Origin of the sequence: Halopenitus salinus (genome assembly GCF_042662125.1) — an archaeon.
In the GTDB taxonomy this organism is placed as follows: Archaea; Halobacteriota; Halobacteria; order Halobacteriales; family Haloferacaceae; genus Halopenitus; species Halopenitus salinus.
In genome coordinates, this window is record NZ_JBHSXL010000004.1 from 22,072 (window position 1) to 40,902 (window position 18,831).

At 61.3% G+C, this 18,831-nt stretch carries 22 protein-coding genes; 12 read left to right on the top strand and 10 right to left on the bottom strand.

Annotated elements, in window-relative coordinates:
• Positions 1 to 75: 75 nt before the first annotated feature.
• Complete coding sequence (locus ACFQE9_RS05290; protein WP_379741420.1) at positions 76 to 582, top strand: GbsR/MarR family transcriptional regulator; 507 nt, start codon at positions 76 to 78, stop codon at positions 580 to 582.
• Positions 583 to 591: 9 nt separating this feature from the next.
• On the opposite strand, the gene ACFQE9_RS05295 is transcribed toward ACFQE9_RS05290, so the two are convergent.
• Together ACFQE9_RS05295 and ACFQE9_RS05300 are read right to left on the bottom strand one after the other, a co-directional pair.
• Positions 592 to 1,143, bottom strand: a complete 552-nt coding sequence (locus ACFQE9_RS05295; protein WP_379741423.1) for a hypothetical protein — start codon at positions 1,141 to 1,143, stop codon at positions 592 to 594.
• A 54-nt stretch (positions 1,144 to 1,197) separates the two neighbouring features.
• Positions 1,198 to 1,611 carry a phosphopyruvate hydratase family protein gene (locus ACFQE9_RS05300; RefSeq protein WP_379741426.1) on the bottom strand — a complete coding sequence of 138 codons (414 nt, stop codon included), beginning with the start codon at positions 1,609 to 1,611 and terminating at the stop codon, positions 1,198 to 1,200.
• Between the two features lie 17 nt (positions 1,612 to 1,628).
• Between ACFQE9_RS05300 and ACFQE9_RS15245 the strand changes: the two genes are divergently transcribed.
• The 4 genes from ACFQE9_RS15245 (at position 1,629) to ACFQE9_RS05315 (ending at position 4,657) form a co-directional block, all read left to right on the top strand.
• Complete coding sequence (locus ACFQE9_RS15245; protein ID WP_465261084.1) at positions 1,629 to 1,793, top strand: DUF7987 family protein; 165 nt, start codon at positions 1,629 to 1,631, stop codon at positions 1,791 to 1,793.
• 423 nt (positions 1,794 to 2,216) lie between these two features.
• A complete protein-coding gene (locus tag ACFQE9_RS05305) occupies positions 2,217 to 2,945 on the top strand; it encodes a hypothetical protein (RefSeq protein ID WP_379741429.1) in 729 nt (242 codons plus the stop codon).
• 377 nt (positions 2,946 to 3,322) lie between these two features.
• Positions 3,323 to 4,351: a hypothetical protein gene (locus ACFQE9_RS05310; protein WP_379741432.1), complete on the top strand. Its 1,029-nt coding sequence runs from the start codon at positions 3,323 to 3,325 to the stop codon at positions 4,349 to 4,351.
• Positions 4,352 to 4,411: 60 nt separating this feature from the next.
• The gene (locus ACFQE9_RS05315) at positions 4,412 to 4,657 is read left to right on the top strand and encodes a PRC-barrel domain-containing protein (protein ID WP_379741435.1); all 246 of its coding nucleotides are present in this window, start codon (positions 4,412 to 4,414) and stop codon (positions 4,655 to 4,657) included.
• On the opposite strand, the gene ACFQE9_RS05320 is transcribed toward ACFQE9_RS05315, so the two are convergent.
• The 3 genes from ACFQE9_RS05320 to ACFQE9_RS05330 all read right to left on the bottom strand — a co-directional run bounded on the left by ACFQE9_RS05320 (position 4,658) and on the right by ACFQE9_RS05330 (position 7,176).
• Entirely contained in the window at positions 4,658 to 5,377 is a 720-nt protein-coding gene (locus ACFQE9_RS05320) for a hypothetical protein (protein WP_379741438.1), read from the bottom strand. It lies immediately after the preceding gene.
• Positions 5,377 to 6,213 (bottom strand): hypothetical protein, encoded by an 837-nt coding sequence (locus ACFQE9_RS05325; RefSeq protein ID WP_379741441.1) that lies wholly within the window; start codon positions 6,211 to 6,213, stop codon positions 5,377 to 5,379. The genes ACFQE9_RS05320 and ACFQE9_RS05325 overlap by 1 nt, the downstream gene beginning before the upstream one ends.
• 297 nt (positions 6,214 to 6,510) lie before the next feature.
• Positions 6,511 to 7,176, bottom strand: coding sequence for an AIM24 family protein (locus ACFQE9_RS05330; protein WP_379741444.1), 666 nt, complete (start codon positions 7,174 to 7,176; stop codon positions 6,511 to 6,513).
• A gap of 424 nt (positions 7,177 to 7,600) precedes the next feature.
• Between ACFQE9_RS05330 and ACFQE9_RS05335 the strand changes: the two genes are divergently transcribed.
• Positions 7,601 to 8,110, top strand: coding sequence for a hypothetical protein (locus tag ACFQE9_RS05335; protein ID WP_379741447.1), 510 nt, complete (start codon positions 7,601 to 7,603; stop codon positions 8,108 to 8,110).
• Between the two features lie 381 nt (positions 8,111 to 8,491).
• Entirely contained in the window at positions 8,492 to 9,487 is a 996-nt protein-coding gene (locus ACFQE9_RS05340; RefSeq protein ID WP_379741450.1) for a M48 family metallopeptidase, read from the top strand.
• Here ACFQE9_RS05340 and ACFQE9_RS05345 read toward each other — a convergent pair.
• Complete coding sequence (locus tag ACFQE9_RS05345) at positions 9,484 to 9,861, bottom strand: YccF domain-containing protein (protein WP_379741453.1); 378 nt, start codon at positions 9,859 to 9,861, stop codon at positions 9,484 to 9,486. The genes ACFQE9_RS05340 and ACFQE9_RS05345 overlap by 4 nt on opposite strands.
• Before the next feature lie 182 nt (positions 9,862 to 10,043).
• Here ACFQE9_RS05345 and ACFQE9_RS05350 point away from each other — a divergent pair, with 182 nt between their 5' ends.
• Positions 10,044 to 10,409: a sensor histidine kinase gene (locus tag ACFQE9_RS05350; RefSeq protein WP_379741456.1), complete on the top strand. Its 366-nt coding sequence runs from the start codon at positions 10,044 to 10,046 to the stop codon at positions 10,407 to 10,409.
• A 552-nt stretch (positions 10,410 to 10,961) separates the two neighbouring features.
• Here the strand turns inward: ACFQE9_RS05350 and ACFQE9_RS05355 are convergent.
• Both ACFQE9_RS05355 and ACFQE9_RS05360 read right to left on the bottom strand, forming a co-directional pair.
• Positions 10,962 to 11,786 (bottom strand): SDR family oxidoreductase, encoded by an 825-nt coding sequence (locus ACFQE9_RS05355; protein ID WP_379741459.1) that lies wholly within the window; start codon positions 11,784 to 11,786, stop codon positions 10,962 to 10,964.
• A gap of 286 nt (positions 11,787 to 12,072) precedes the next feature.
• Positions 12,073 to 13,236 carry a mandelate racemase/muconate lactonizing enzyme family protein gene (locus ACFQE9_RS05360; RefSeq protein ID WP_379741462.1) on the bottom strand — a complete coding sequence of 388 codons (1,164 nt, stop codon included), beginning with the start codon at positions 13,234 to 13,236 and terminating at the stop codon, positions 12,073 to 12,075.
• Positions 13,237 to 13,351: 115 nt separating this feature from the next.
• Here ACFQE9_RS05360 and ACFQE9_RS05365 point away from each other — a divergent pair, with 115 nt between their 5' ends.
• The 3 genes from ACFQE9_RS05365 (at position 13,352) to ACFQE9_RS05375 (ending at position 15,643) form a co-directional block, all read left to right on the top strand.
• Positions 13,352 to 14,191, top strand: a complete 840-nt coding sequence (locus ACFQE9_RS05365) for an NAD-dependent epimerase/dehydratase family protein (RefSeq protein ID WP_379741466.1) — start codon at positions 13,352 to 13,354, stop codon at positions 14,189 to 14,191.
• A gap of 154 nt (positions 14,192 to 14,345) precedes the next feature.
• Entirely contained in the window at positions 14,346 to 14,474 is a 129-nt protein-coding gene (locus ACFQE9_RS05370) for a hypothetical protein (RefSeq protein ID WP_379741469.1), read from the top strand.
• Positions 14,471 to 15,643, top strand: coding sequence for an MFS transporter (locus ACFQE9_RS05375; protein WP_379741472.1), 1,173 nt, complete (start codon positions 14,471 to 14,473; stop codon positions 15,641 to 15,643). Before ACFQE9_RS05370 ends, ACFQE9_RS05375 begins: the two co-directional genes overlap by 4 nt.
• Before the next feature lie 66 nt (positions 15,644 to 15,709).
• Here the strand turns inward: ACFQE9_RS05375 and ACFQE9_RS05380 are convergent, their stop codons facing one another.
• Entirely contained in the window at positions 15,710 to 16,813 is a 1,104-nt protein-coding gene (locus ACFQE9_RS05380; RefSeq protein WP_379741475.1) for an AI-2E family transporter, read from the bottom strand.
• A 118-nt stretch (positions 16,814 to 16,931) separates the two neighbouring features.
• Complete coding sequence (locus ACFQE9_RS05385; RefSeq protein ID WP_379741478.1) at positions 16,932 to 17,372, bottom strand: universal stress protein; 441 nt, start codon at positions 17,370 to 17,372, stop codon at positions 16,932 to 16,934.
• A gap of 110 nt (positions 17,373 to 17,482) precedes the next feature.
• Between ACFQE9_RS05385 and ACFQE9_RS05390 the strand changes: the two genes are divergently transcribed.
• The gene (locus ACFQE9_RS05390; protein WP_379741481.1) at positions 17,483 to 18,805 is read left to right on the top strand and encodes a divalent metal cation transporter; all 1,323 of its coding nucleotides are present in this window, start codon (positions 17,483 to 17,485) and stop codon (positions 18,803 to 18,805) included.
• The last annotated feature ends 26 nt before the right edge of the window (positions 18,806 to 18,831 follow it).

The following is an 18,831-nucleotide window of genomic DNA, read 5'->3' on the forward strand; positions in this document are numbered from 1 at the left end:
TAAGGATTACGGAATGAAAAAGGCTGGTGTGGATCAAGAGGGTTCTCATACGGAGCGGGGGGACATACCTACATTATGACCGGGGAGCACACGGACGTCACCGAGCGAGTCATCGAATCGATGGAACAATCCGCGGAGGTATACGGATTAAGTCGGAGCGCGGGACGCGTGTATGGCGTATTGTATTTCGCCTCGGAGCCGCTATCGATCCCCGAGCTGGTCGAACGAACCGGCTATGCAAAATCGACCATCAGTACCGTTACTCGCCAGCTCACACGGATCGGATTGATCCATCGACGATCGTCGCGTGGAGGCGGGAGGCGGGTACGATTCGAGGCGGAACACGAGATCTGGTTCATCCTCCAGGACGTCTTTCAACAGTATCTCCAACGCGAGATGCAGTCAACGCTCCGCACGCTTCGACAGGCCGAGTCCGATCTTGAAGAAGAAAAAAATCCGAACGCCCAAGAGCGGATCCGGAATCTCCGTCAAACCTATGAAGACCTACAGGTGGTCGTTCGTCTGGCCGCCGAATTTTCACCCGAGGAACTCCGTAATGCGCTCGAAGAATACGATTCCTAACGGAGAGTGCTACCAGTAGACGGTGAATTCACATTCATCTCCGCCGTTCCGACGACACTCCGTTCCGGTTTCCTCGACGAACACGAAGCTATCGACGGGTGCATACTCTTGAGCGGCACCACGGATGAGTCCACGATCGAACGGACACGGGTATGGATTCCGACAGGTAACGGTGCCAACTTGATCGCCAGTCTGTTTGAATCGGTAGTATCCGATCCCTCCGTTTCGATGGTTTTGCTGATACGCATCGTCGATCGACTTCAAGCCCTCCGGGACGGTCTCCGGATCGGTCGGCCAGTCAGCAACCGACGGGATCTGTTGACCGAGTCGATCGAGTACGTGCGTCTCGAGATCATCCGAGATCACCTCGAACGCGTTGAGCCACGCTTGCTGTGGATACCACTCATCAGGCCCGGGATCAACGATTCCTTCATCAGCGAGCGCATCCATCGCTCGATCACGATATTCGTCGGAGAACTTCCCCATCGCTTCCGTGACGATGGTACGGACGACCTGACCACGAACCTCGGTCTCGTCGTCGAAGGCCTCGTACGGAGTCATTGGATCCGAAAAGTCATTCAAGGCGTATAAAACCGTGAGAAACACCGCGATTCGTTAGACGGACGGGAGCGCGAACGAGGCGAAGTTACGGGTCGTCTCCGATTCGATCTCGAGCAAACGATTGTACTTGGCCAGCCTCTCGGAGCGGGCGAGCGAGCCGATCTTGATCTGGCCCGCATCCAACCCGATCGCGAGGTCGGCGATAGTGCTATCGCACGTCTCTCCGGATCGAGCCGAGACGACCGGGTTACATCCCGCATTTTTGGCGTGGTGAACGACGTCGATCGCTCGCGTGATCGTACCGGCCTGGTTCGGCTTGACTAGCACGGCATTCGCCGCGTTGTGTTCGATCGCTCTGTCCAGCCGGTCCTCATTCGTCACCAGAAGATCGTCACCCAGCAACTGAAACAGCTGGTCGCTGAAGGGGAACCACCTTTCGGTAGGTACTTCGTTCAATTCATGGTTCAACTCCCTTGATTTGCAATATGGTTTCCCGCGAAAATCAGGTAATGGTCACCTCTGCCACGATAGCCCTCATTGTTCTTTTCGCTCTACGGGCATTTACGAACTTAGGGGTGTTATCAAGGGTCGCAATTGTCGTCGTTGTCATAATCGTCACACAATCTATCCTCGGACGGGTGTATCAGTAAGCACAATCTACTTACCCGCTGATATGCCTCAAAAATATGGAGATCAATACCAGTGAACTGTTCTGTGACACCTTGTGAGGTGGATAGTTCACCTTCGGAAGATAGAAACGAGGGTGCCCAGTCTGACATCCTCCCCGCCCTGAAGGGCGAGGTTTTGCACATGTTAATCCCATGAGCAGTGCGAGGGCGATATGGAGCGCTCCAGATGGACCATTGAAATTGATTTCCATAACTCGGATTGGAACCTCAAAGCGGTAAAAGGAGGACTCGTGTTTCTGAGTCCGTAACTCGTTAGGAATTGCCCTCATCCTACCGAGCACACCTATTGCCGGTTGCTCCGTGAGGAGAGGAACCGCGCGTCCATAGCGGAACACACATTTTCTTCCACAAACCCTTTGTCACCAACTCGAAGTCTCTGTAGGTATGTCCCCGACGCGCCGCTCCCTCCTCCAGATGGTTGTCTCTGCAGGTATGGCTGGTGTAGCCGGCTGTTCGACGTCGAGTGAACCCCCGTCCCCACAACGTTCTCCGCCGGATCGCGAAACACGATCCGGGTCCATCACGAAGCCAGCAGTCAGCAAGCCCCGAAACCCGGCTGAAAACGTCGTGTTGCTCACCCGCAACGGGACTGAAACGGAGAGATCCGGTAGCCACACGTCTTCTACCGAACACAGGGTTATTCAGACGCTTTTCGTCGATGACGAAGACGTCTCGGAGGTAACCTTCGCTGATGGGGTCTCACAACGCGACGTCGACGAAGCCAAATCATTCCTTCAGGAAACGGATTTCGACGATCAGTCGGTGTTTTTCAGGACCGTCAGGACCGAATCCTGTCAGCGGTACCGGATCCAGTCCGTCTCGTGGGAACCTGGTCACGTAGAGTACGAGTTTTGTCGTGAGCTTCGCCCGCCAACTCACACGTGTGCAGCCGACAGGTGGGAGGCAGTTGGACTATTCATACGCATACCGGCAGCTCTCAATACGGATCTCTCGGGCACGGGCGCGAGCGGGCACTCTCCCTGTGATGCGACGGACACTGACTACCGCCAAATCGATGCGAACGTGACGGTTGAGGGTTCACGTACGATCACGGGAGCGAATGACTCTTCGAGAATCCGAACTACGCCGGTAGAGACGGGTGAGGACGCGTGAGTCGAGTCGATTCACTCTCCCGACGGGAACTCCTCTCCGCCGTCGGCGCCGCGGCGATCGCAGGCTGTACGGAACGTGAGCGGTCGTACTGGGAGAATCCTCCCGAGTTTACCACTGATGGACTCGACAGTGCCCTCCATCGATCGCTCCCAACCCGCCCGGCAATCACTCCCGTCTCGTTGACGCAATCGACGGTTTCCCGACACCGGGAGCGGATCGAGAATCTCCTCGAGCCGATTCCGGATCCACTTTCCGACGAGACGCTCCCGAACGCAACGATCCGGACACAGATCGTCGAGAGCCGTGATCGGGCACGCCGCGAACTCGAGCAATTGGCAAACCTCCGCCGCCATCGTGGGAATCCCCCGGCTTTGTCAGTGATCGAGCGACTGGTCACGGCACGATCGGAGGCAGCGATCGCCGTTGGAACGTGGGCGGCAGTGACGGAATCCGGCTCGCCAACAGCGATCGCCCGATCGGTCCAGGCCGTCCTCGAGACTATCGAGTCGTTCGGTGATTCCCTCCCGGGACCGGGACGAACCATTGGCGAGGGGGCAACCATCTACGGAGCGATCGAACGGTGGCTCGACGTTGCCCGTCGATCGACGCTCGTTGGCGGACCACGAACCGTCGCGGAGCAACCGAATCCGGTTCGTACCGGGAGAATGGTCGGCGACATCGAACGGGTACAGGCACAGATCGATCTGGGGAGATACCTCACTTCGCGATATGTGGAGATGGTTGACGGTGGGCTTTCCGCTCGTGAACTGGAGCGTGCCCTCGAAGAGACGTTGGCGTCGATCGCACCCGAAATCGAGGAGCGATTACGAGCGCTACACGGTGCCGATGAGGGTGACGAGTTGAAGCGGCCGATACGGTATCCCGACTCCGACGTATATCTCGACCGGTCGGATCTTCCTGACGATGCACCCAGTGCACGGCTTCTCTCTCGACGAATGGGCGAGTTCTTCGACGATGCACGGTTTGATCCGATCGCTCTGCCGGGGTACTCGCCCACCCATCCCGCAACGACCTTTCGCCGCACATACCGGATGTGCTGCTACCTCAACGCGTTCGATGTCGTGGGCAACCGTCTCGAGGAGGGGACAGCGTTCAGCCCATCCGATGGAGACGCGATCGCGGAAGCCCGTTCAAATGCGATCGACGCTGTCGAAACCCTTTGTCGATCGGATGTTGATCTCGAGCGATGGATGGGCCGTCGATTAATTCCGACTTTCGAGGAGCCGGATTCGAAAATACGAACCGCTATTGAGGGACAATCCGAGAACGACCAACGGTCGCTCACGAGGGCATACACGGACTACCGATGGATATCGGTCCTGGTTGGAGTCATTCCAGAGGCGACTCACACGTTCGAGGACGCAGGGGCCCAGTTGGAGAAGTGAAGCTAAGATATCCATTTCACCTATTCGTGAATTTATCCTCATGGGACACCACGTGTCCGTATGGAACAGGTCCTCGCCTCCACCATCAGCGGAGACAGCGTGATGACGACAACCGGGCTTGAGTTGGGCGTCTTGGAGAATATCTCGTTTGATCCGAAAACGGGTGAGTTACAACACCTTCGTGTTGAGCCAGCTGCGAATGTTGATGCGGGATTCACACGAACCGAGGATGGCCAATTGCTTATCCCTGCTCATGCAGTTACCGCGAAAAATGACTATCTCCTCGTGGAACCACGAGAACCGTGATCACGTGACGATGCCAAACAGTCCTACACCGATGAAGATGAGTCCAACACTCAACGGAAACACCGCATCTCGAAGTCGTTCAGTTGCGAACCGTCTCGGAGAGCGGTCCGTAACCACGAGATTCCCGTTGAGAGCCACTTCCCCCTGTCTCCGTTCCGTGGGTCCTGCCACGAGATATTCCTCACCCGGGTCGATCCGCCGCTCGACGTAGCGCCGTGTTCCAAATCCCGGAAGTATGCGTATCCAATCCGCCACCGGTTCGAGCTCCTCTCTGACGTCGACGAATTGCCGGATGCGGTCGGGTGGTGTCTCGTCGGCGCCAACCGTGATGACGGTCGATTCCGTGTCGAGGCCGAATCGCTTCGGAGACGGACGGACGTTCACGCTGCCGTTCGGCCCGTCGAGGGTGAACGGACGTGTTGCGACGCCGTCGTCGAGATGCGCCTGCACCCACGGGAGCGTGATCCCGAACGGCTGTTTCTCGGTGACCTCGAACTCGACGCCGAGGCACGGCGATCCCGTGAACGGTGCCGAAAGACCCTCAGTCGACTCGGTGGCGATCCCCCGGCACACGACGAACGAATCCTCGTCCGTGACCGCGTCCGGATCGACGACGTCCGAACGGAGCACTCGCGGGACGACAGCGAGCCGACGGAGTCCGTACCAGCCGATCGCAACGCCGAGGGCGACGAAGACGACGCCCAGAACTGTGAGCAGCATCAGTTGGAGGAGTTGACGTTGTCGTCCGCATCGGGCTCCCGTCCCGCCGGCGTCACATCGGAGGGAAACTCGGCGTAAGTGATGTACGCCGTCCCTTCGTACTCGGGGAGCCAGGTCCCGTACGAGTCGCTCGTTTCGAGGCCAGGATGCGCTCGTAATCTGGAGATCACCGACCGAAACGCGTCACTCGCGCCGTCGAAGTACCCGCCTTCGATCGCTTCCTCGACGATCTCCCGTTCGGCGGACGACAGCCCCGAAAGGGTGAACTGGTAGGTCGATCGGAGCTGTTCGGCGTATGCTTCGGTACTGGGGGCGATCTCCGTGACCGCATACTGGTAGGTGATCTCGTCGACGGTTCCGCGTTCGAACTGCACGCGATACGTCGACTCCTTATAGCGGATGTATTCGTACTGTTGTGTCGGAACAAGGACCGATGATTCGGTAGCGTTCTCGGGATAGACGTATCGCGTCCCCATATCGAACCCGTCGTGTTGCGGTGGATCGTCCCGCGGCGGGATCAATCCCTCGAGCGCGTTCCTGTCTTCCTCCGGGAGATCGGCATACGCAATCGAGTCGGCCGTATCCGGGGAATCCGGGTTGTAGTCGACGCGAATGTCGTAACTGGTTCGCTCTCGACGGGCGGTTTCGGTCGCGGAGACGTCGTAGTATCCGCCCTGAAACCGGACGGGCTCGTCAACGTCGATCGGTGGTGTGGTCCCGGATGCAGTCGCCGAGCCGTTTTCGACCGCGTTCTGGAGTATCCGATAGTCGTCCGACTCGGACGAGACGGACCGTGAGGCTTCATCAGCAAGTCGATCGGACGTCGCTTCCTGCATATCCAAAACGTTGGATGGATGTGCACATCCGGCGAGCGGTGCTGTGAGGAGGGCGGTCGTCGCGAGGTACTGGCGGCGGCGCACAGTCCAACCGATCGTCGGGATGCGCCGAAAAGGTTCTGTACACTTCATGAACCACTTTAGTCTCAAACAGCGAAGCGACCACACAAAGAATTATTCGACTCCCGCTGTTCGTTGCCGTTGGGGCTTCGACTGGAGGGCCGAAGCACCTGTCGCAAACGATGTAGACTTCACGGCTGGGAAACCCAGTCGTGTCTTCTCGTTTGTCACTTACATCTACTGTCCGCCGGCATGTTCCTCGTACGGCTGAACGATGACGAAGCCACCATCATCGGCGAAGTTCATCTGATAGCGTTCGCCGGATTCTTGGCCGATCATGTCGGAGAGATTTCTATTAACTTGGACGCTCGGAGACGTTCCACTCCAAGCAACTGTGGCACTCGGATCTGTTGAGACGGGCGGTTCAAGGACAATGGGATCAGCATGAGTAGTGATTGCGACATATCCGGGTCCTTCAAGGAAAACGTTCGTGAATCCTCCAGCGAATGCGCCAGCTAGTGTATCCATTGAGGAGATCTCGTATGAGACGTCAGGGTCAAACGCAAGAACATCCTCACCGTTGACAGTAATCGACTCGCCGTCATCAAGTTCAAGAAGTTGAACTTTTTTCTCATTATCAGCGAGATACACATGCCCTTGACCTTCGATGGACATGACCGGTGTCCCCTCACCGGTCGCAGCTTCCTTGATGAATCCCGTGATCCCGCCTTCAGCCGAGCTTTTACCGGTGAATGAGAGGTCACCCGTGAAAGCGACCATCGAACCGGCTTTTGCTAAAACTGATCCATCGACTGCGACATCAAGCGTATAACCGTTTTCCAATTGGAACGGTGCATCAGTCTCTGTTGTTCCGTGTTCGGAGGCAAATTGGTCGATATCCATGGGTTATGAAGCCAGTTTAGGGCGGCTTCATTAGTAATTCAACGGGCAAGAACATAAAGAACGGAGTGGTGTTTCTGAGCTAGAATGGGTGAGCAAAACTAAACGTCTCCGTCCATCAACGCTAGTACATGAGCGTTTTTCACAGATCGGACCGTCATTCCGGAAACGACCAGCCGCCGAGTTGGATAAGCAGTCTCAACGGACCCAACGAGATGGCATAGGAGTTCGACGATGGACGAGCATACTGCTTCGATCCCATTCCACGAATTTCCAGCTCCAGGACTCCGTTGAAATCCTCAGCGGCTGATACAAACGGCGTGCTGAATAGAGGACGCGAGTCGGTCACGAGTGAGCGGTGTCAGGTGAGAGGATCGGTCGTCGAACGTTTATTACCGAGTGACCGCAAGCATTCGTCGATCGGAGTATGACCGACTATCTAGGTGTGTCCCGGCGAGATATCGGGGCGGGCCTCGCCGCCGGCGTGTCGGCGCTCCTCGTTGCCGTTATGATTAACCTCTGGAACTTTTTCCAGACGTTCAGGCCCCGAGGATTTGACTCCGCGAGCCTAGCAGGGTATCGACGAGGAAGTGAGATCATTTTCCTCGGGACGATCGTCACACCGGTCGTCGCCCTCATCGTAGCGACCGTCATCTGGCGTCTGATGATGCCGGATGAACCGAACTCGGTCTTCGGTGCGGTAGCAGGTGTCGTTTCAGCGCTCGGATCGCTCTTCATATTCGCAACTCTGATAGGCCTCATGTTCTCTCTAAGTCAGTTTTCCGCTGGCTCACTCGTCAGTGCGGTCTCCGAGTTCATCTTCATCACTGCTGTAATCGCTCTATTCGGGGGAATCATTACTCTCCCCATTGCAGCCCCTCTAGGGGCTTTTGTGGGATACGGATACGAATGGTACTTCGCTAGACGGGAAAGTTGAGACAGCTCTTGAGGCGTATATGCGTCGATCCAATCGCGGTCACTAATCGTCGTGATAACGGACTGTATTGGAGATCCCAACGGACTTGAGACAGGAATCGCCTCACTCGCTCGAAATGATGTTGTGTTAGTACAAGTACTCTCACCAGAGGAACGGGATCCACCGGTCGGAGGAGATACGATCTTTGAAGATATCGAGTCGGAATTAACTCGTCAAACGTACTTCGGCGGTCGACTCGCGACACAGTACCGTGAACGGGTGGACATATTCGTAAATGACGAGCCGACCGAGCGGAGGATCTTGATGTCACACACAAACTCGTGACATCCAACGAAGATTTTTCGACGCGTTTTCCTCCGTTTGGATCGACTCGTAGGAATGATGGAGTGGTCCCCAAATCGTCGCCTCCAACTGCAGATGGTCGTGTCGCTACTCGGACTCGTACTCCTCGTTCTCGCCGCTGCGATCGCCAGCGGAACCGCCGTCGTCCTGAGCGTCGCATTTTTTAGCCTCTTTACTCCGATGCCCTTGGAGTTTGGGACGTCTGTTACGAATGGACTTGTTGGAATCGCAACGGTAGCAGTTCTCGCCGCAGTCGTGTGGGGGGAACGCGATGCGCCGTCGTACGTGATCGACGCAACCGGAGCACGCCGCGCAAGTACGGATGAATATCCCGCATTGCTAGCGGCGGTGAGATCCGTAAGCCACCAAGCCGATGCGCCCATTCCGGACGTCTACGTTGCCCAGATAGATCAACCAATTTCGCTAACTACCGGATTCACCCCGCAGGATGCGCATCTGCTCGTCAGCGAGGGACTCGTTCATCTCCTAGACGATACGGAACTCGAGGCAGTCGTCGCGCACGAAGTTGCACACATTAAGAACCGGGACGCTGCAGTCATGACTGGCGTCGCGCTACCGTTGGCAGCAGCCGGTCGTATCGGGAGTTTGTTGGCAGGACCGACGGCGGGCGTCGAGCACGGATTCGCAAGTCGTGCAGACTACGCCGACGCGCTTCTCACGGTCGGTCTCGTGGTTGGGTTTCCGATCGGACTCTGTACATTGCTGTTGTCCGCCTCGTTTTCACGGACACGGGAGTTTGCCGCCGATCGGGGCGCGGCGGCGATCACTGGGGAGCCAGCAGCGCTCGCAACCGGACTTCGAACGATCGAGAACGCGGTCAATGAGCGACCAGCCACGACCGTCCCACGCGCGGAGATCGGTGCATTCACGATCGTCTCCCCGGATGTCGAGGCGAACGGAACATTCGGTTCACTGCAGAGATGGTTCCAACCAATCGTCCGGATGCACCCAAACCTAGAGACACGCATCACACGGCTTCGGGAGTTGATGGATGCCCAAGAGCGCGACAATTAGCCGTGAAACCGGTACAGCGACGTGACGTAGGGCAGTCGGTTGAGCATCCAGATCGCGACCGGGACCCCCACGACCGTGAGTGCGAGGAACGACGCCACGTTCGCCCACAGCAGGCTGAGCCACCAGCCGACGAGGACGAAGTAAATCGCCCGGACGGCCAGCGAGCGTTGTCCTCGCGCCGATTCAGGCTCCGAAAGGGACCGCGGCTCCGCGAGCGTGAGCACCGTCGGCACGAGGTTGATCAGCTTGATACCGATCGGCAACAGGATGACCGTGACGTTGAGCAGCCACGCAGTGTTCACGACGATTGGTGTGACCCACCAACCGACGAACACGAACCACAGCGCACGAACCAGAACGGATCGTTGTGTCATCATTACCGATAGACTCCCGGGAGGTTAATCCGTATCGCCGATCCTGGCGGTCGATACTGCGCTCGGACTAATCTGCAGGCCGGTGTCACACACAGGACTCGATAGACCTCGCACAATCCAACGAGGTTCCAGGCCCCACCGAGACCGCCGCTCTCAGCACCGTCGCCCAAGATGCGTGGGAGATGGTCGAGACCCGCGACGCATCTTTGGATGTCACTGATATTCGAGTACAGGCAGATCGCGGGCAGTTGCAAGCCCTCTTCGAGAATCTGTTCCGAAACGCGATCGGACACGGCGGCGATGACGTTACGATTCGAATCGGACCTGTTGAGGATGGGCTCTACGTAGAAGATACCGGTACAGGAATTCCAGAGGAGAAGCGCGAAGTCGTCTTCGAGCACGGATTCTCGACGGGGTATGGCGGTAACGGAGTCGGACTCACCATCGTTGGTCGTATCGCGAACCGTCACGGCTGGTCGATCGAATTAGGTGAAGAGCAATCTGGCGGTACACGCTTCGAATTCACCGGCGTCGAGATTATTGACTGATCGCTAGGTGCAGCCCCGAGTCTTCCTGTCCGACCGCGAGATCGGACGGTTCACACCGAGGGAACGAGGAGATTGCCAACCCTACTATCCGACTGATCGGGATTCCTCCGGGGTTAGCGGAGGAGGACGTCTAAGATTGGCGTTCCCCTCTCGAGAACGAATCTCGCATCGGTTAGAACCCCTCGTCACGCTCGAGAACGGCGGCTTCGTCGGTTGACGCTTCGACCCCGATCCTCCCCACATGAAAACGTCTTTTTCGATCGAGCAACCGTGCACACAGTCGAACCTCTCGGTGAACGCGACGGGGGACACGGACGGTATTACACAGATACTTGTGTAATTATATTGCGTCGAGGCATTTGGAATCGTTCTCCCAGAACGAACGGTTCGTATCCACGTTCGATCCGAACCGGGCGATCGCCTGAGCGTTCGATAGGCCGGGTACGAACGAACGATTCATACGGCAGGCTTCGTCGAACCGTGCAGGTCAGATCCCGCGGAGCAGCTCGTTCGGAAACCGTAAACTTCGAGCAGAGGCGACGTGGCGATTCCTCAGACACCGCTGAACGCGGAGAAGCCGCCGTCGATCGGGATCACCGTCCCGGTGACGAACTCGGAGCCGGGTGCGATCAGCCAGAGAACGGTCGTCGAGAGGTCTTCGGGATCGCCGAACCGACCTTGTGGTGTCTGGTCGATGATCGCCTGCCCACGGTCGGTGTACTCCCCGGTTTCCTCGTCGATCAGCAAATACCGGTTCTGTTCGGTGAGGAAGAACCCGGGCGCGATCGCGTTCACGCGGATGTCCGGGGAGTACTGCCGTGCCATGTGGACGGCCAACCACTCGGTGAAGTTCGAAACGGCGGCCTTCGCGCCCGAGTACCCCGGAATCTTGGTTAGCGGCGTGAAGGCGTTCATCGACGAGACGTTCAGAATCGTCCCCTCTCCCCGGTCGACCATGTACTCGCCGAAGGCCTGGGAGGCGAGGACCGTCCCCACGAAGTTGACGTTCACGACGGTCTCGAGTCCCTCCTTCGGGAGGTCGAAAAAGGACGTCTCCGCCCCCGTCGTCGCGTCGGGGTGGTTCCCGCCGGCGGCGTTGATCAGAACGTCGATACGCCCGTACTCGTCGACCACCGTCTCGGCGGCCGCTTCCAGTTCGGCACGGTCGAGCACCGATGCCGGGATGGTGATGTTGTCGATCCCCCGTTCCGTGAGTTCGGTACTCGTCTCCTCCAGTTCCTCCTCGCCACGGGCGAGGAGTGCGACCTTGCCGCCGTTCTCGCCGATCGCCTTCGCCATCTCGGAACCGAGGACGCCCGATCCGCCGGTGATCACACAGACCGTCTCGTCCATCTCAAAGTCGTTTGCGACAGTCATCGTTTCCTACGACCCACGCCGTGGCGTGGGTGTATGTATGTTCGCGTTTTCGACGGACGTGGTGGTGGTGGTGGTGGTGGACGAAGTGGTTCACCCGTCAGCGTCTCGTTCTCGGACTACCGTTCGCAGTCAGGGGCGGACTCCGGAGGTAGCCCTCGTTCTGGCACTCACGTCCCTCCCTCCAGGCCGACCAAATAGGGATGCCGAGGAAGCGTTCGTCGTTCGTCCGACCATGTGACGCCGCGACCGTCCCGCGTCCGGCCGCTTCCACCTCGATCCCAACCGCTCATTCCTCGATTCGGTATCGCTCGACTGCGGTCTCATCAAGCGTAATTCCGAGCCCCGGATCGCTGGGTAGCGCGACCGAGCCGTCGTCCGGCTCGATCGGGTCCACGAGGAGTTCGTCGCGAAGCGGGTTTTCGCTGCGATCGAACTCGAAGAGGACCGGCTCGGGAAGCGCTCCCGAGTGGGGATACGCCGGGATCGACGCGGCGAAGTGCAGCGAGGCGGCGAGCCCCACGGCCCCGTTCCAGACGTGAGGTCGAACCCCGACGTTCTCGGTCGTCGCGAGCTTGCCGATGAATCGCGCCTCCGAGAGCCCGCCGCAGTGGGTCAGGTTGGGCTGGACGATGTCGACGGTGCGATCGTCGACGAGTCGTTTGAACTCGAATCGGCTGTAGTGGGCCTCTCCCGCAGCGAGAGGGACGTTGGTCGTCCGCGAGAGTTGGCGATACCCGGACTCGTTCTCCGGCGGGATCGGCTCTTCGGCCCAGGTGATGTCGAACGGCTCGATCGCCTCGATCGCCCGTGCGGCCTGTTTGGGTCGGTAGTTCCCGTTGTAGTCGACCATGATGTGGGCGTCCTCGCCGAGCGTCTCGCGGGCCGTTCGCACCCGCTCGACGTCGTCGTCGATCCCGCGGCCGATCTTGATCTTCGCGGCGTTGAATCCCTCCTCGAGGGCGTCCTCCATGGGTTCGGCCGGGTCCTGTCCCCATTCCGTGATGTACATCGTCGAGGCGTACGGGACGTTGTCTGCGGGATCCGACCCGTCGATGAAGCGATCGTCGTCCGACGTCCCGAGCAGTCGGTGGATCGGTTCGCCGATCTCCTTGCCCTTCAGGTCCCACAACGCGATGTCGGCCGCGCTGACCGCGCTGTGAACGATCGGTCCCCGACCCATGTGGTAGTCGCCCGCGTAGACGTCCGAGGTGAGCGTCTCGACGTCGTGGGGGGAGCGCCCCTCGAGGTAGGGCGCGACGACCTCCTGCATCGCCCTGGCGACCGTCCGGGGCGGAGCGGAGGCCTCGCCCCATCCGACCGCCCCGTCGGCCGTCTCCAGCCTGAGGAGCGTTACGGCCCGGCTGTGGGTTATGCCTCGGGTTCCCCCGAAGCCGCGATCGTCCGGTAGCGCGTACGAGAGCGGAATCGCCTCAATGGATCGAACGTCCATGGGCGGTGTGGTACTCCGCCGTGTAAAACCTTTGTTGGAGGTCGAGCCGAACGGGATCGTCCGTCATCGTCGGTTATTCCCCCGTATTTATCATATCGAGGCCCAACCCGTGGGTATGGACGTACTCGTCACCGGCGCATACGGCCGCTGTGGGACGGCGATCCTCGATCACCTCCACGACGATCCGGACCACGAGTTCACCTATCTGAACCGCTCCGACAGGGACGAGGATCACCCCTACGGCGGATACGACACGGTCGTCGCCGACGTCGCGGATTACGAGGCGCTTCGATCGGCCTGCGAGGGAATGGACGCCGTGGTCCACCTCGCCGCGTATCCGTTCGTCGACGGGGAATGGAACGACGTGCTCGAACCGAACATCGTCGGAACCTACAACGTGCTCGAGGCGGCCCGTGACGCCGGGGTCGGGTCCGTCGTCTTCGCCTCGACGAACCACGTCATGGGGATGTACGAGGAGGAGTTCGCGCCGGAGCTCTACGAGCCCGACTTCGACCTCGAACTCACCCACGAGGATCCGGTTCGTCCCGACTCGCTCTACGGGACGAGCAAGGTGTTCGGCGAGGCGATCGGCCGCCAGTACGTCGAGAACTACGAGTTCCCGAACCAGTTTTACGCGCTGCGGATCTGTTCGGTGCGACACGAGGCGTACGATCACCCCTACGGCGACGCCGAGGCCGCCGTCGAGGAGGGACGGATCGAGCGTGGATCCGCGGAATACCGTCGGGAAGTGAATCGAATGAAGGCGACCTGGCACTCCAGACGGGACTTCGCCCAGCTCGTGGATCGGTGTCTCCGCGACGACGACGTCTCCTTCGGGATCTTCAGCGGGGTGAGCGACAACGATCGACGGTGGTTCGATATCGAGCACGCGAGGGAGGTTCTCGGATACGAGCCGCAGGACAACGCCGAGACGTGGGACGCCCCGCCGGAGTGATGAACGAACGAGGACGTCGGTGGAGGAAAGACCGGATCGGTATCGGTCGACCCTGGCGTCTCGCCCGGTGAACACTCGTCGGGAACGGTCACCGATTCCGGATCCATCGCCCCCGACCAGTACGTACATGGTCCCCCGGGCGGAAGCCCGTCGTATGCATCCGCAGGCGGTTCGCGACGTTCGGGGGAACGTCGCCTCGGTCGGGTCGGGTCACGTCACCGCACCGACCAACTCGGAGCGCGCCATCCCCCCGGCCGAGCGTGAGGGGGGAGACCGCGCGTGAACTGGCGATACCGCCACACCGTCTTGACGCTCTGTATGCTCGCGTTCTTCGTGACCTACTTCGCGCGGCTCGCGATCAGCCCGGTCGTTCCGCTGATCGTCGAGGACTTCGCGGCCTCCAACACGGCGATCGGGCTGGCCCTCTCGGGGATGTGGTTCGCCTACGGCTTCTCGCAGTTCCCGAGCGGCGTCCTCGCCGACCGGTTCGGGGAGCGCCCGGTCATCCTCGCCGCCGTCTCCGGAACCGCCGTGATGAGCGTGGTGTTGGCGTTCGCGCCCGGTCTCGTCGCCTTCGGGCTCGCCGCGATCCTGCTCGGGCTCGTGGCCGGCCTCCACTACGCGGTCGCGACGACGCTGCTCTCGCGCACCTTCGAGGACCTCGGGACCGCGATCGGCATCCACTCCGCGGGCGGACCGCTCGCCGGGCTCACGGCCCCCATCGCCGCGGCGTGGGTCGGCACGCGCTACGGGTGGCGGCCCGCGGTCGCGCTCGCGGCCGTCGTCGGCGTCCCGAGCGCCGCGGTCTTCTACTGGCGCGTTCGGCCGACCGAACCGCGACGCCCCGACCAGCCGATGCGCGAGCGGGTCCGGCTGGAACCCCTCTTCGAGCTGCTCTCGCGTCCCTCCATCCTGTTCTCGCTCGCGCTCGCGATGACCGGAACGTACGTCGCCCAGGGAATCCTGTCGTTTCTGCCCACCTTCCTCGTCTCGTTTCGCGGCTACTCGACTGCGGCCGCGGGGACGGCCTTCTCCGCGTTCTTCCTCGTTCGGGCGGGCGCGCAGATCGGGATCGGACGGGTCTCCGACGACGTGGGTCGCGACGTCGCCATCGGGGGCGCCCTGCTGGCGGGCGGGATCGGAACGTCGGCGTTCGTCCTGGTTCCCGGCCTTTTCGGGGTCGCGGTCGGGATCGTCCTCGCCGGCGTCGGCACGAGCTTCTTCTCGGCGATGGACCCCCGGTTCATGGACGCGCTCGGCGACGCCGAACGCGGGGCCGGATTCGGGCTCGTTCGAACCGCCTACACCGTGGTCGGCTCGGCCGGATCGCTCGGTGCCGGCGTCATCGCGGACACGTTCGGGTGGGGCGTCTCCTTTCTCGTGCTCGGCGGGCTGTTCACCCTCGCGGTCTCGGCCATCGCCGTCAACGAGCTGTTCGGACTCGGGTACTGAACGGGGGCGCGAGCTCCGGTACTGAACGGGAGTACTCCATCTCACGTCATGGGCGGGAGGCCGGACTCAGAACTCGTCGATCCGACGCTGATCGCCCGGCAGTTCCGGATCGTCGTCGGGGTCGGCACCGAGCAGCCGCGGCAGCGCGGTGTAGGCGAACGTGAGCGCGAGCACGAGGATGATCGGCGCCAGGAACAGTCCGTGGACGCCGAAGACGACCGGGCCGAGGATGTACGCGAGCATCAACAGCCCGACGTGGGTCGTCTCGCCGCTGAAGTAGGGGCGCAAGACCAGATCGGGGACGGTATCGACGATCACGATGGTCACGAGAAGGAACCCGACCACGTATCCGAAGAGCCCGCCCTCCCCGGACAGCGCGGGCGGGATCGCCATCACCGCCGCGAGCGGAACGTAGACGATCTTCATTCCGACCGCGGGGATCAAGCTCGCGATGCCGGTCAGCGCGCCGGCCAGCGCGGGATATGGGACCTCGACGGCCGACGGGGCGACGACGTTGTACCCCATGTAGGTGGCGACCGCGATGATCGAGATGGCGATGACGTTGAGCAGGTTGCCGAACAGCACCGCCTCCAGCTCCTCGTCGGCCGCCTCCAGATACTCGCGCACGATCGCGTCGTCGTCGAAGGTGAGAAGCCACTCGTGGGCCTTCGAGCCGTCGATGAGGAGGTAGTAGGTGACGATGACGATGATGAGCATGTTCAACAGAAAACTCGAGAGCAGGGCGGTGACGAACCCCGCGTGTTCGAGCCCGAAGTCGATGAGGGGGTCGAACCCCCCGGACCGATACAGTTCGACCATCGCGTCGAAGGTCAACTCCGGCGGCGTCGCGGCCGGATCGAGCCAGTCGACGTTCTCCGCCGCCGCCTCCATCACGGGATACCGCTGGACGAACCGGCGCGCCTCGACGACCAGCAGGACGACGGTGTAACTCAACAACAACACGAGCGGGACGCCGAGAACGGAGAGCGCCAGCCCGGCGCGGATCCGCGGCGGAAGTCGGAACCGCTCGAGCATTCGATAAAACCGCCTCGTTGAGTAGTACAGAAACACCGCGACGGTAAAGGCCGCGACGAACCGGTAAGCCATGTAGCCCGCGATGAGGGCGACGACCAGACCGAAGAGGGCGACGACGAACCGCTTTTCGTCCATACGTCGCGAGTCTCGGCCGCGGAGTATATAGTTTATTCCGACTCACTCGACTCGCCGCGTCTCTCGTTTCCGACTTATCGTTCTCGGATCGCCCCGTTTCCCGTTTCCCGTTCCCCATCTACCGTTCGGAATCGCCTTCGATGTCCAACGGGATCGTCACGACGGGGACGGGGCTCGACCGGATCACGCGTTCGGTGACTCCGCCGAGGTGGACGAGCCGTTCGATCCCCGTCCGCCCGTGGGTTCCCATCACCACCATCTCGGCGGGGTACTCGTCGATCGCCTCCAGGATCTCCGTGTGGGGAACGCCGCGACGGAGGTGTTTTTCGACGTGGACGCCGTGTTCCTCGCCCAGCCGTTCGACCGCCTCGACCGCTCGCTCCCCCTCGCGTTCGGCCGCCTCGACGGGGATGTCGAACTCGGTCGGAACGTATCGTTCGTCGATCACGAAGAGCGCGTGCACCTCGGCGTCGAAACGGTCGGCGAGAACCATAGCCGCCTCGGCTGCCACGGTCGATCCGGGGCTTCCGTCGGTGGGTACGAGAAGCGTTTCGTACATCGTCCCTCGTAATGGCCTGCGAGCCCCGACGATATCAATCCTCGCGCCGAAGCGACTCCTCGTCGTCCGCGAACCGACACCGGTTTATTCTCGAGTGATACCACGAAGGTATGGTCAACACTAACGACGGTTCGAGCGGGATCGGTCTCGGGACGCTCCGTCGGTTCGTGGGCGAGATGGGGCCTTCGTGGGTCGCGGGCTCCATCGCGGCCGGCCCGGCGACGATGGCGAGCCTGATCACGGCCGGTGCGAGCTTCGATTACGACCTGCTTTGGGTGGTCGTCCTCTCCGCGGTCGCCGGCGCGCTGGCGCAGTACCTCGCGATGCGGCTCGGGCTGCTCACCGAACGCGGGATCGTCGCCGTCGTCGAGGACCACCTCGGCGAGCGATGGGCGTGGGTGCTCGTCGCGGACGCGGTGATCGCCGCCGGCGTGGCACAGCTCGTGATCATGAACACCGTCGCGGCCGTCTCCGCGACGATGACCGGGATCGACGCCCGTGTCTGGGGCGTCGTCTGGGCGCTCGCGCTCGCCATCGGACTCGCCGGCCGCGGGTACCGGTTCCTCGAGATCTTCGCGAAGGCGCTCGTCACCGCGGTCGTGATCGCCTTCGTCGCCTCCGCGTTCGTGGTCCCCATCGACCCCGGCGCCGCGGCTCGCGGGCTCGTCCCGTCGCTTCCCGGCGGGAGCGCGCTCGTCGCCGCGGGCATCCTCGGGGGCGCCGTCCACATCACGCTCATCACGATGCACTCCTACACGATGCGCGCTCGCGGCTGGACCGACGACGACTACGACCTCGCGACCCTCGACGTCGGCGCGTCGATGCTCGTCGCCTTCGGGATCTACAGCGTCGCCATCTTCCTCGTCGCGGCGAGCGTCCTCTCGGATCCGGCCTTGACCACCGTGAGCGCCGCGACCGCGCTCGGCCCGCTCGTCGGCGAGAGCGCGAAGTGGCTCTTCCTGCTCGGGCTCGGCGGCGCCGCGGTCTCGACGCTCGGCGGAAACACGATCGTGCCGCCATTTCTCCTCGCCGACAAGCTCGGGTGGGGAACGACCGTGGCGGATTCCCGCTATCGGGCTCTGCTCGCGGCCGTCGCGCTGGCGTCGGCCCCCGGCGCGTTCATCGGCGGTGAGGTCCTCGGCCAGCTCGTCTTGGTGCTCGCGGTCGGAACGGTCGGCACCCCCTTCGCCATCGCGATCGTCCTCTACCTGCTCAACGCCGACGCGGTCTCGCGTCCGACGCCACCCCTCGCAAACGTCGGCGGAGTCGCGTTGTTCCTCGTCTCCGGGGCCCTCGCGGCCAACTTCCTCCGCGAGCAGGTCGCCGCCGGCGTCGGGCCGCTTTCGGGAGCGGTCACGCTCTTCGGGATCGCACTCGCCGTTGCGAGCGTACTCCTCATCGGCAAGTACGCCCGCGAGGAGCGTTCGACGTAGCGCTCGCGGTCGGCTTGTTCGCCCGA

What these genes read in the sequence shown, in the direction of transcription:
- ACFQE9_RS05290 (WP_379741420.1), top strand. Translation starts at nt 76, where the DNA reads ATGACCGGGGAGCACACGGACGTCACCGAGCGAGTCATCGAATCGATG.
- ACFQE9_RS05295 (WP_379741423.1), bottom strand. Translation starts at nt 1,143, where the DNA reads ATGACTCCGTACGAGGCCTTCGACGACGAGACCGAGGTTCGTGGTCAG.
- ACFQE9_RS15245 (WP_465261084.1), top strand. Translation starts at nt 1,629, where the DNA reads ATGGTTTCCCGCGAAAATCAGGTAATGGTCACCTCTGCCACGATAGCC.
- ACFQE9_RS05305 (WP_379741429.1), top strand. Translation starts at nt 2,217, where the DNA reads ATGTCCCCGACGCGCCGCTCCCTCCTCCAGATGGTTGTCTCTGCAGGT.
- ACFQE9_RS05315 (WP_379741435.1), top strand. Translation starts at nt 4,412, where the DNA reads ATGGAACAGGTCCTCGCCTCCACCATCAGCGGAGACAGCGTGATGACG.
- ACFQE9_RS05320 (WP_379741438.1), bottom strand. Translation starts at nt 5,377, where the DNA reads ATGCTGCTCACAGTTCTGGGCGTCGTCTTCGTCGCCCTCGGCGTTGCG.
- ACFQE9_RS05325 (WP_379741441.1), bottom strand. Translation starts at nt 6,213, where the DNA reads ATGCAGGAAGCGACGTCCGATCGACTTGCTGATGAAGCCTCACGGTCC.
- ACFQE9_RS05330 (WP_379741444.1), bottom strand. Translation starts at nt 7,176, where the DNA reads ATGGATATCGACCAATTTGCCTCCGAACACGGAACAACAGAGACTGAT.
- ACFQE9_RS05335 (WP_379741447.1), top strand. Translation starts at nt 7,601, where the DNA reads ATGACCGACTATCTAGGTGTGTCCCGGCGAGATATCGGGGCGGGCCTC.
- ACFQE9_RS05340 (WP_379741450.1), top strand. Translation starts at nt 8,492, where the DNA reads ATGGAGTGGTCCCCAAATCGTCGCCTCCAACTGCAGATGGTCGTGTCG.
- ACFQE9_RS05345 (WP_379741453.1), bottom strand. Translation starts at nt 9,861, where the DNA reads ATGACACAACGATCCGTTCTGGTTCGTGCGCTGTGGTTCGTGTTCGTC.
- ACFQE9_RS05350 (WP_379741456.1), top strand. Translation starts at nt 10,044, where the DNA reads ATGGTCGAGACCCGCGACGCATCTTTGGATGTCACTGATATTCGAGTA.
- ACFQE9_RS05355 (WP_379741459.1), bottom strand. Translation starts at nt 11,786, where the DNA reads ATGACTGTCGCAAACGACTTTGAGATGGACGAGACGGTCTGTGTGATC.
- ACFQE9_RS05360 (WP_379741462.1), bottom strand. Translation starts at nt 13,236, where the DNA reads ATGGACGTTCGATCCATTGAGGCGATTCCGCTCTCGTACGCGCTACCG.
- ACFQE9_RS05365 (WP_379741466.1), top strand. Translation starts at nt 13,352, where the DNA reads ATGGACGTACTCGTCACCGGCGCATACGGCCGCTGTGGGACGGCGATC.
- ACFQE9_RS05370 (WP_379741469.1), top strand. Translation starts at nt 14,346, where the DNA reads ATGCATCCGCAGGCGGTTCGCGACGTTCGGGGGAACGTCGCCTCGGTC.
- ACFQE9_RS05380 (WP_379741475.1), bottom strand. Translation starts at nt 16,813, where the DNA reads ATGGACGAAAAGCGGTTCGTCGTCGCCCTCTTCGGTCTGGTCGTCGCC.
- ACFQE9_RS05385 (WP_379741478.1), bottom strand. Translation starts at nt 17,372, where the DNA reads ATGTACGAAACGCTTCTCGTACCCACCGACGGAAGCCCCGGATCGACC.
- ACFQE9_RS05390 (WP_379741481.1), top strand. Translation starts at nt 17,483, where the DNA reads ATGGTCAACACTAACGACGGTTCGAGCGGGATCGGTCTCGGGACGCTC.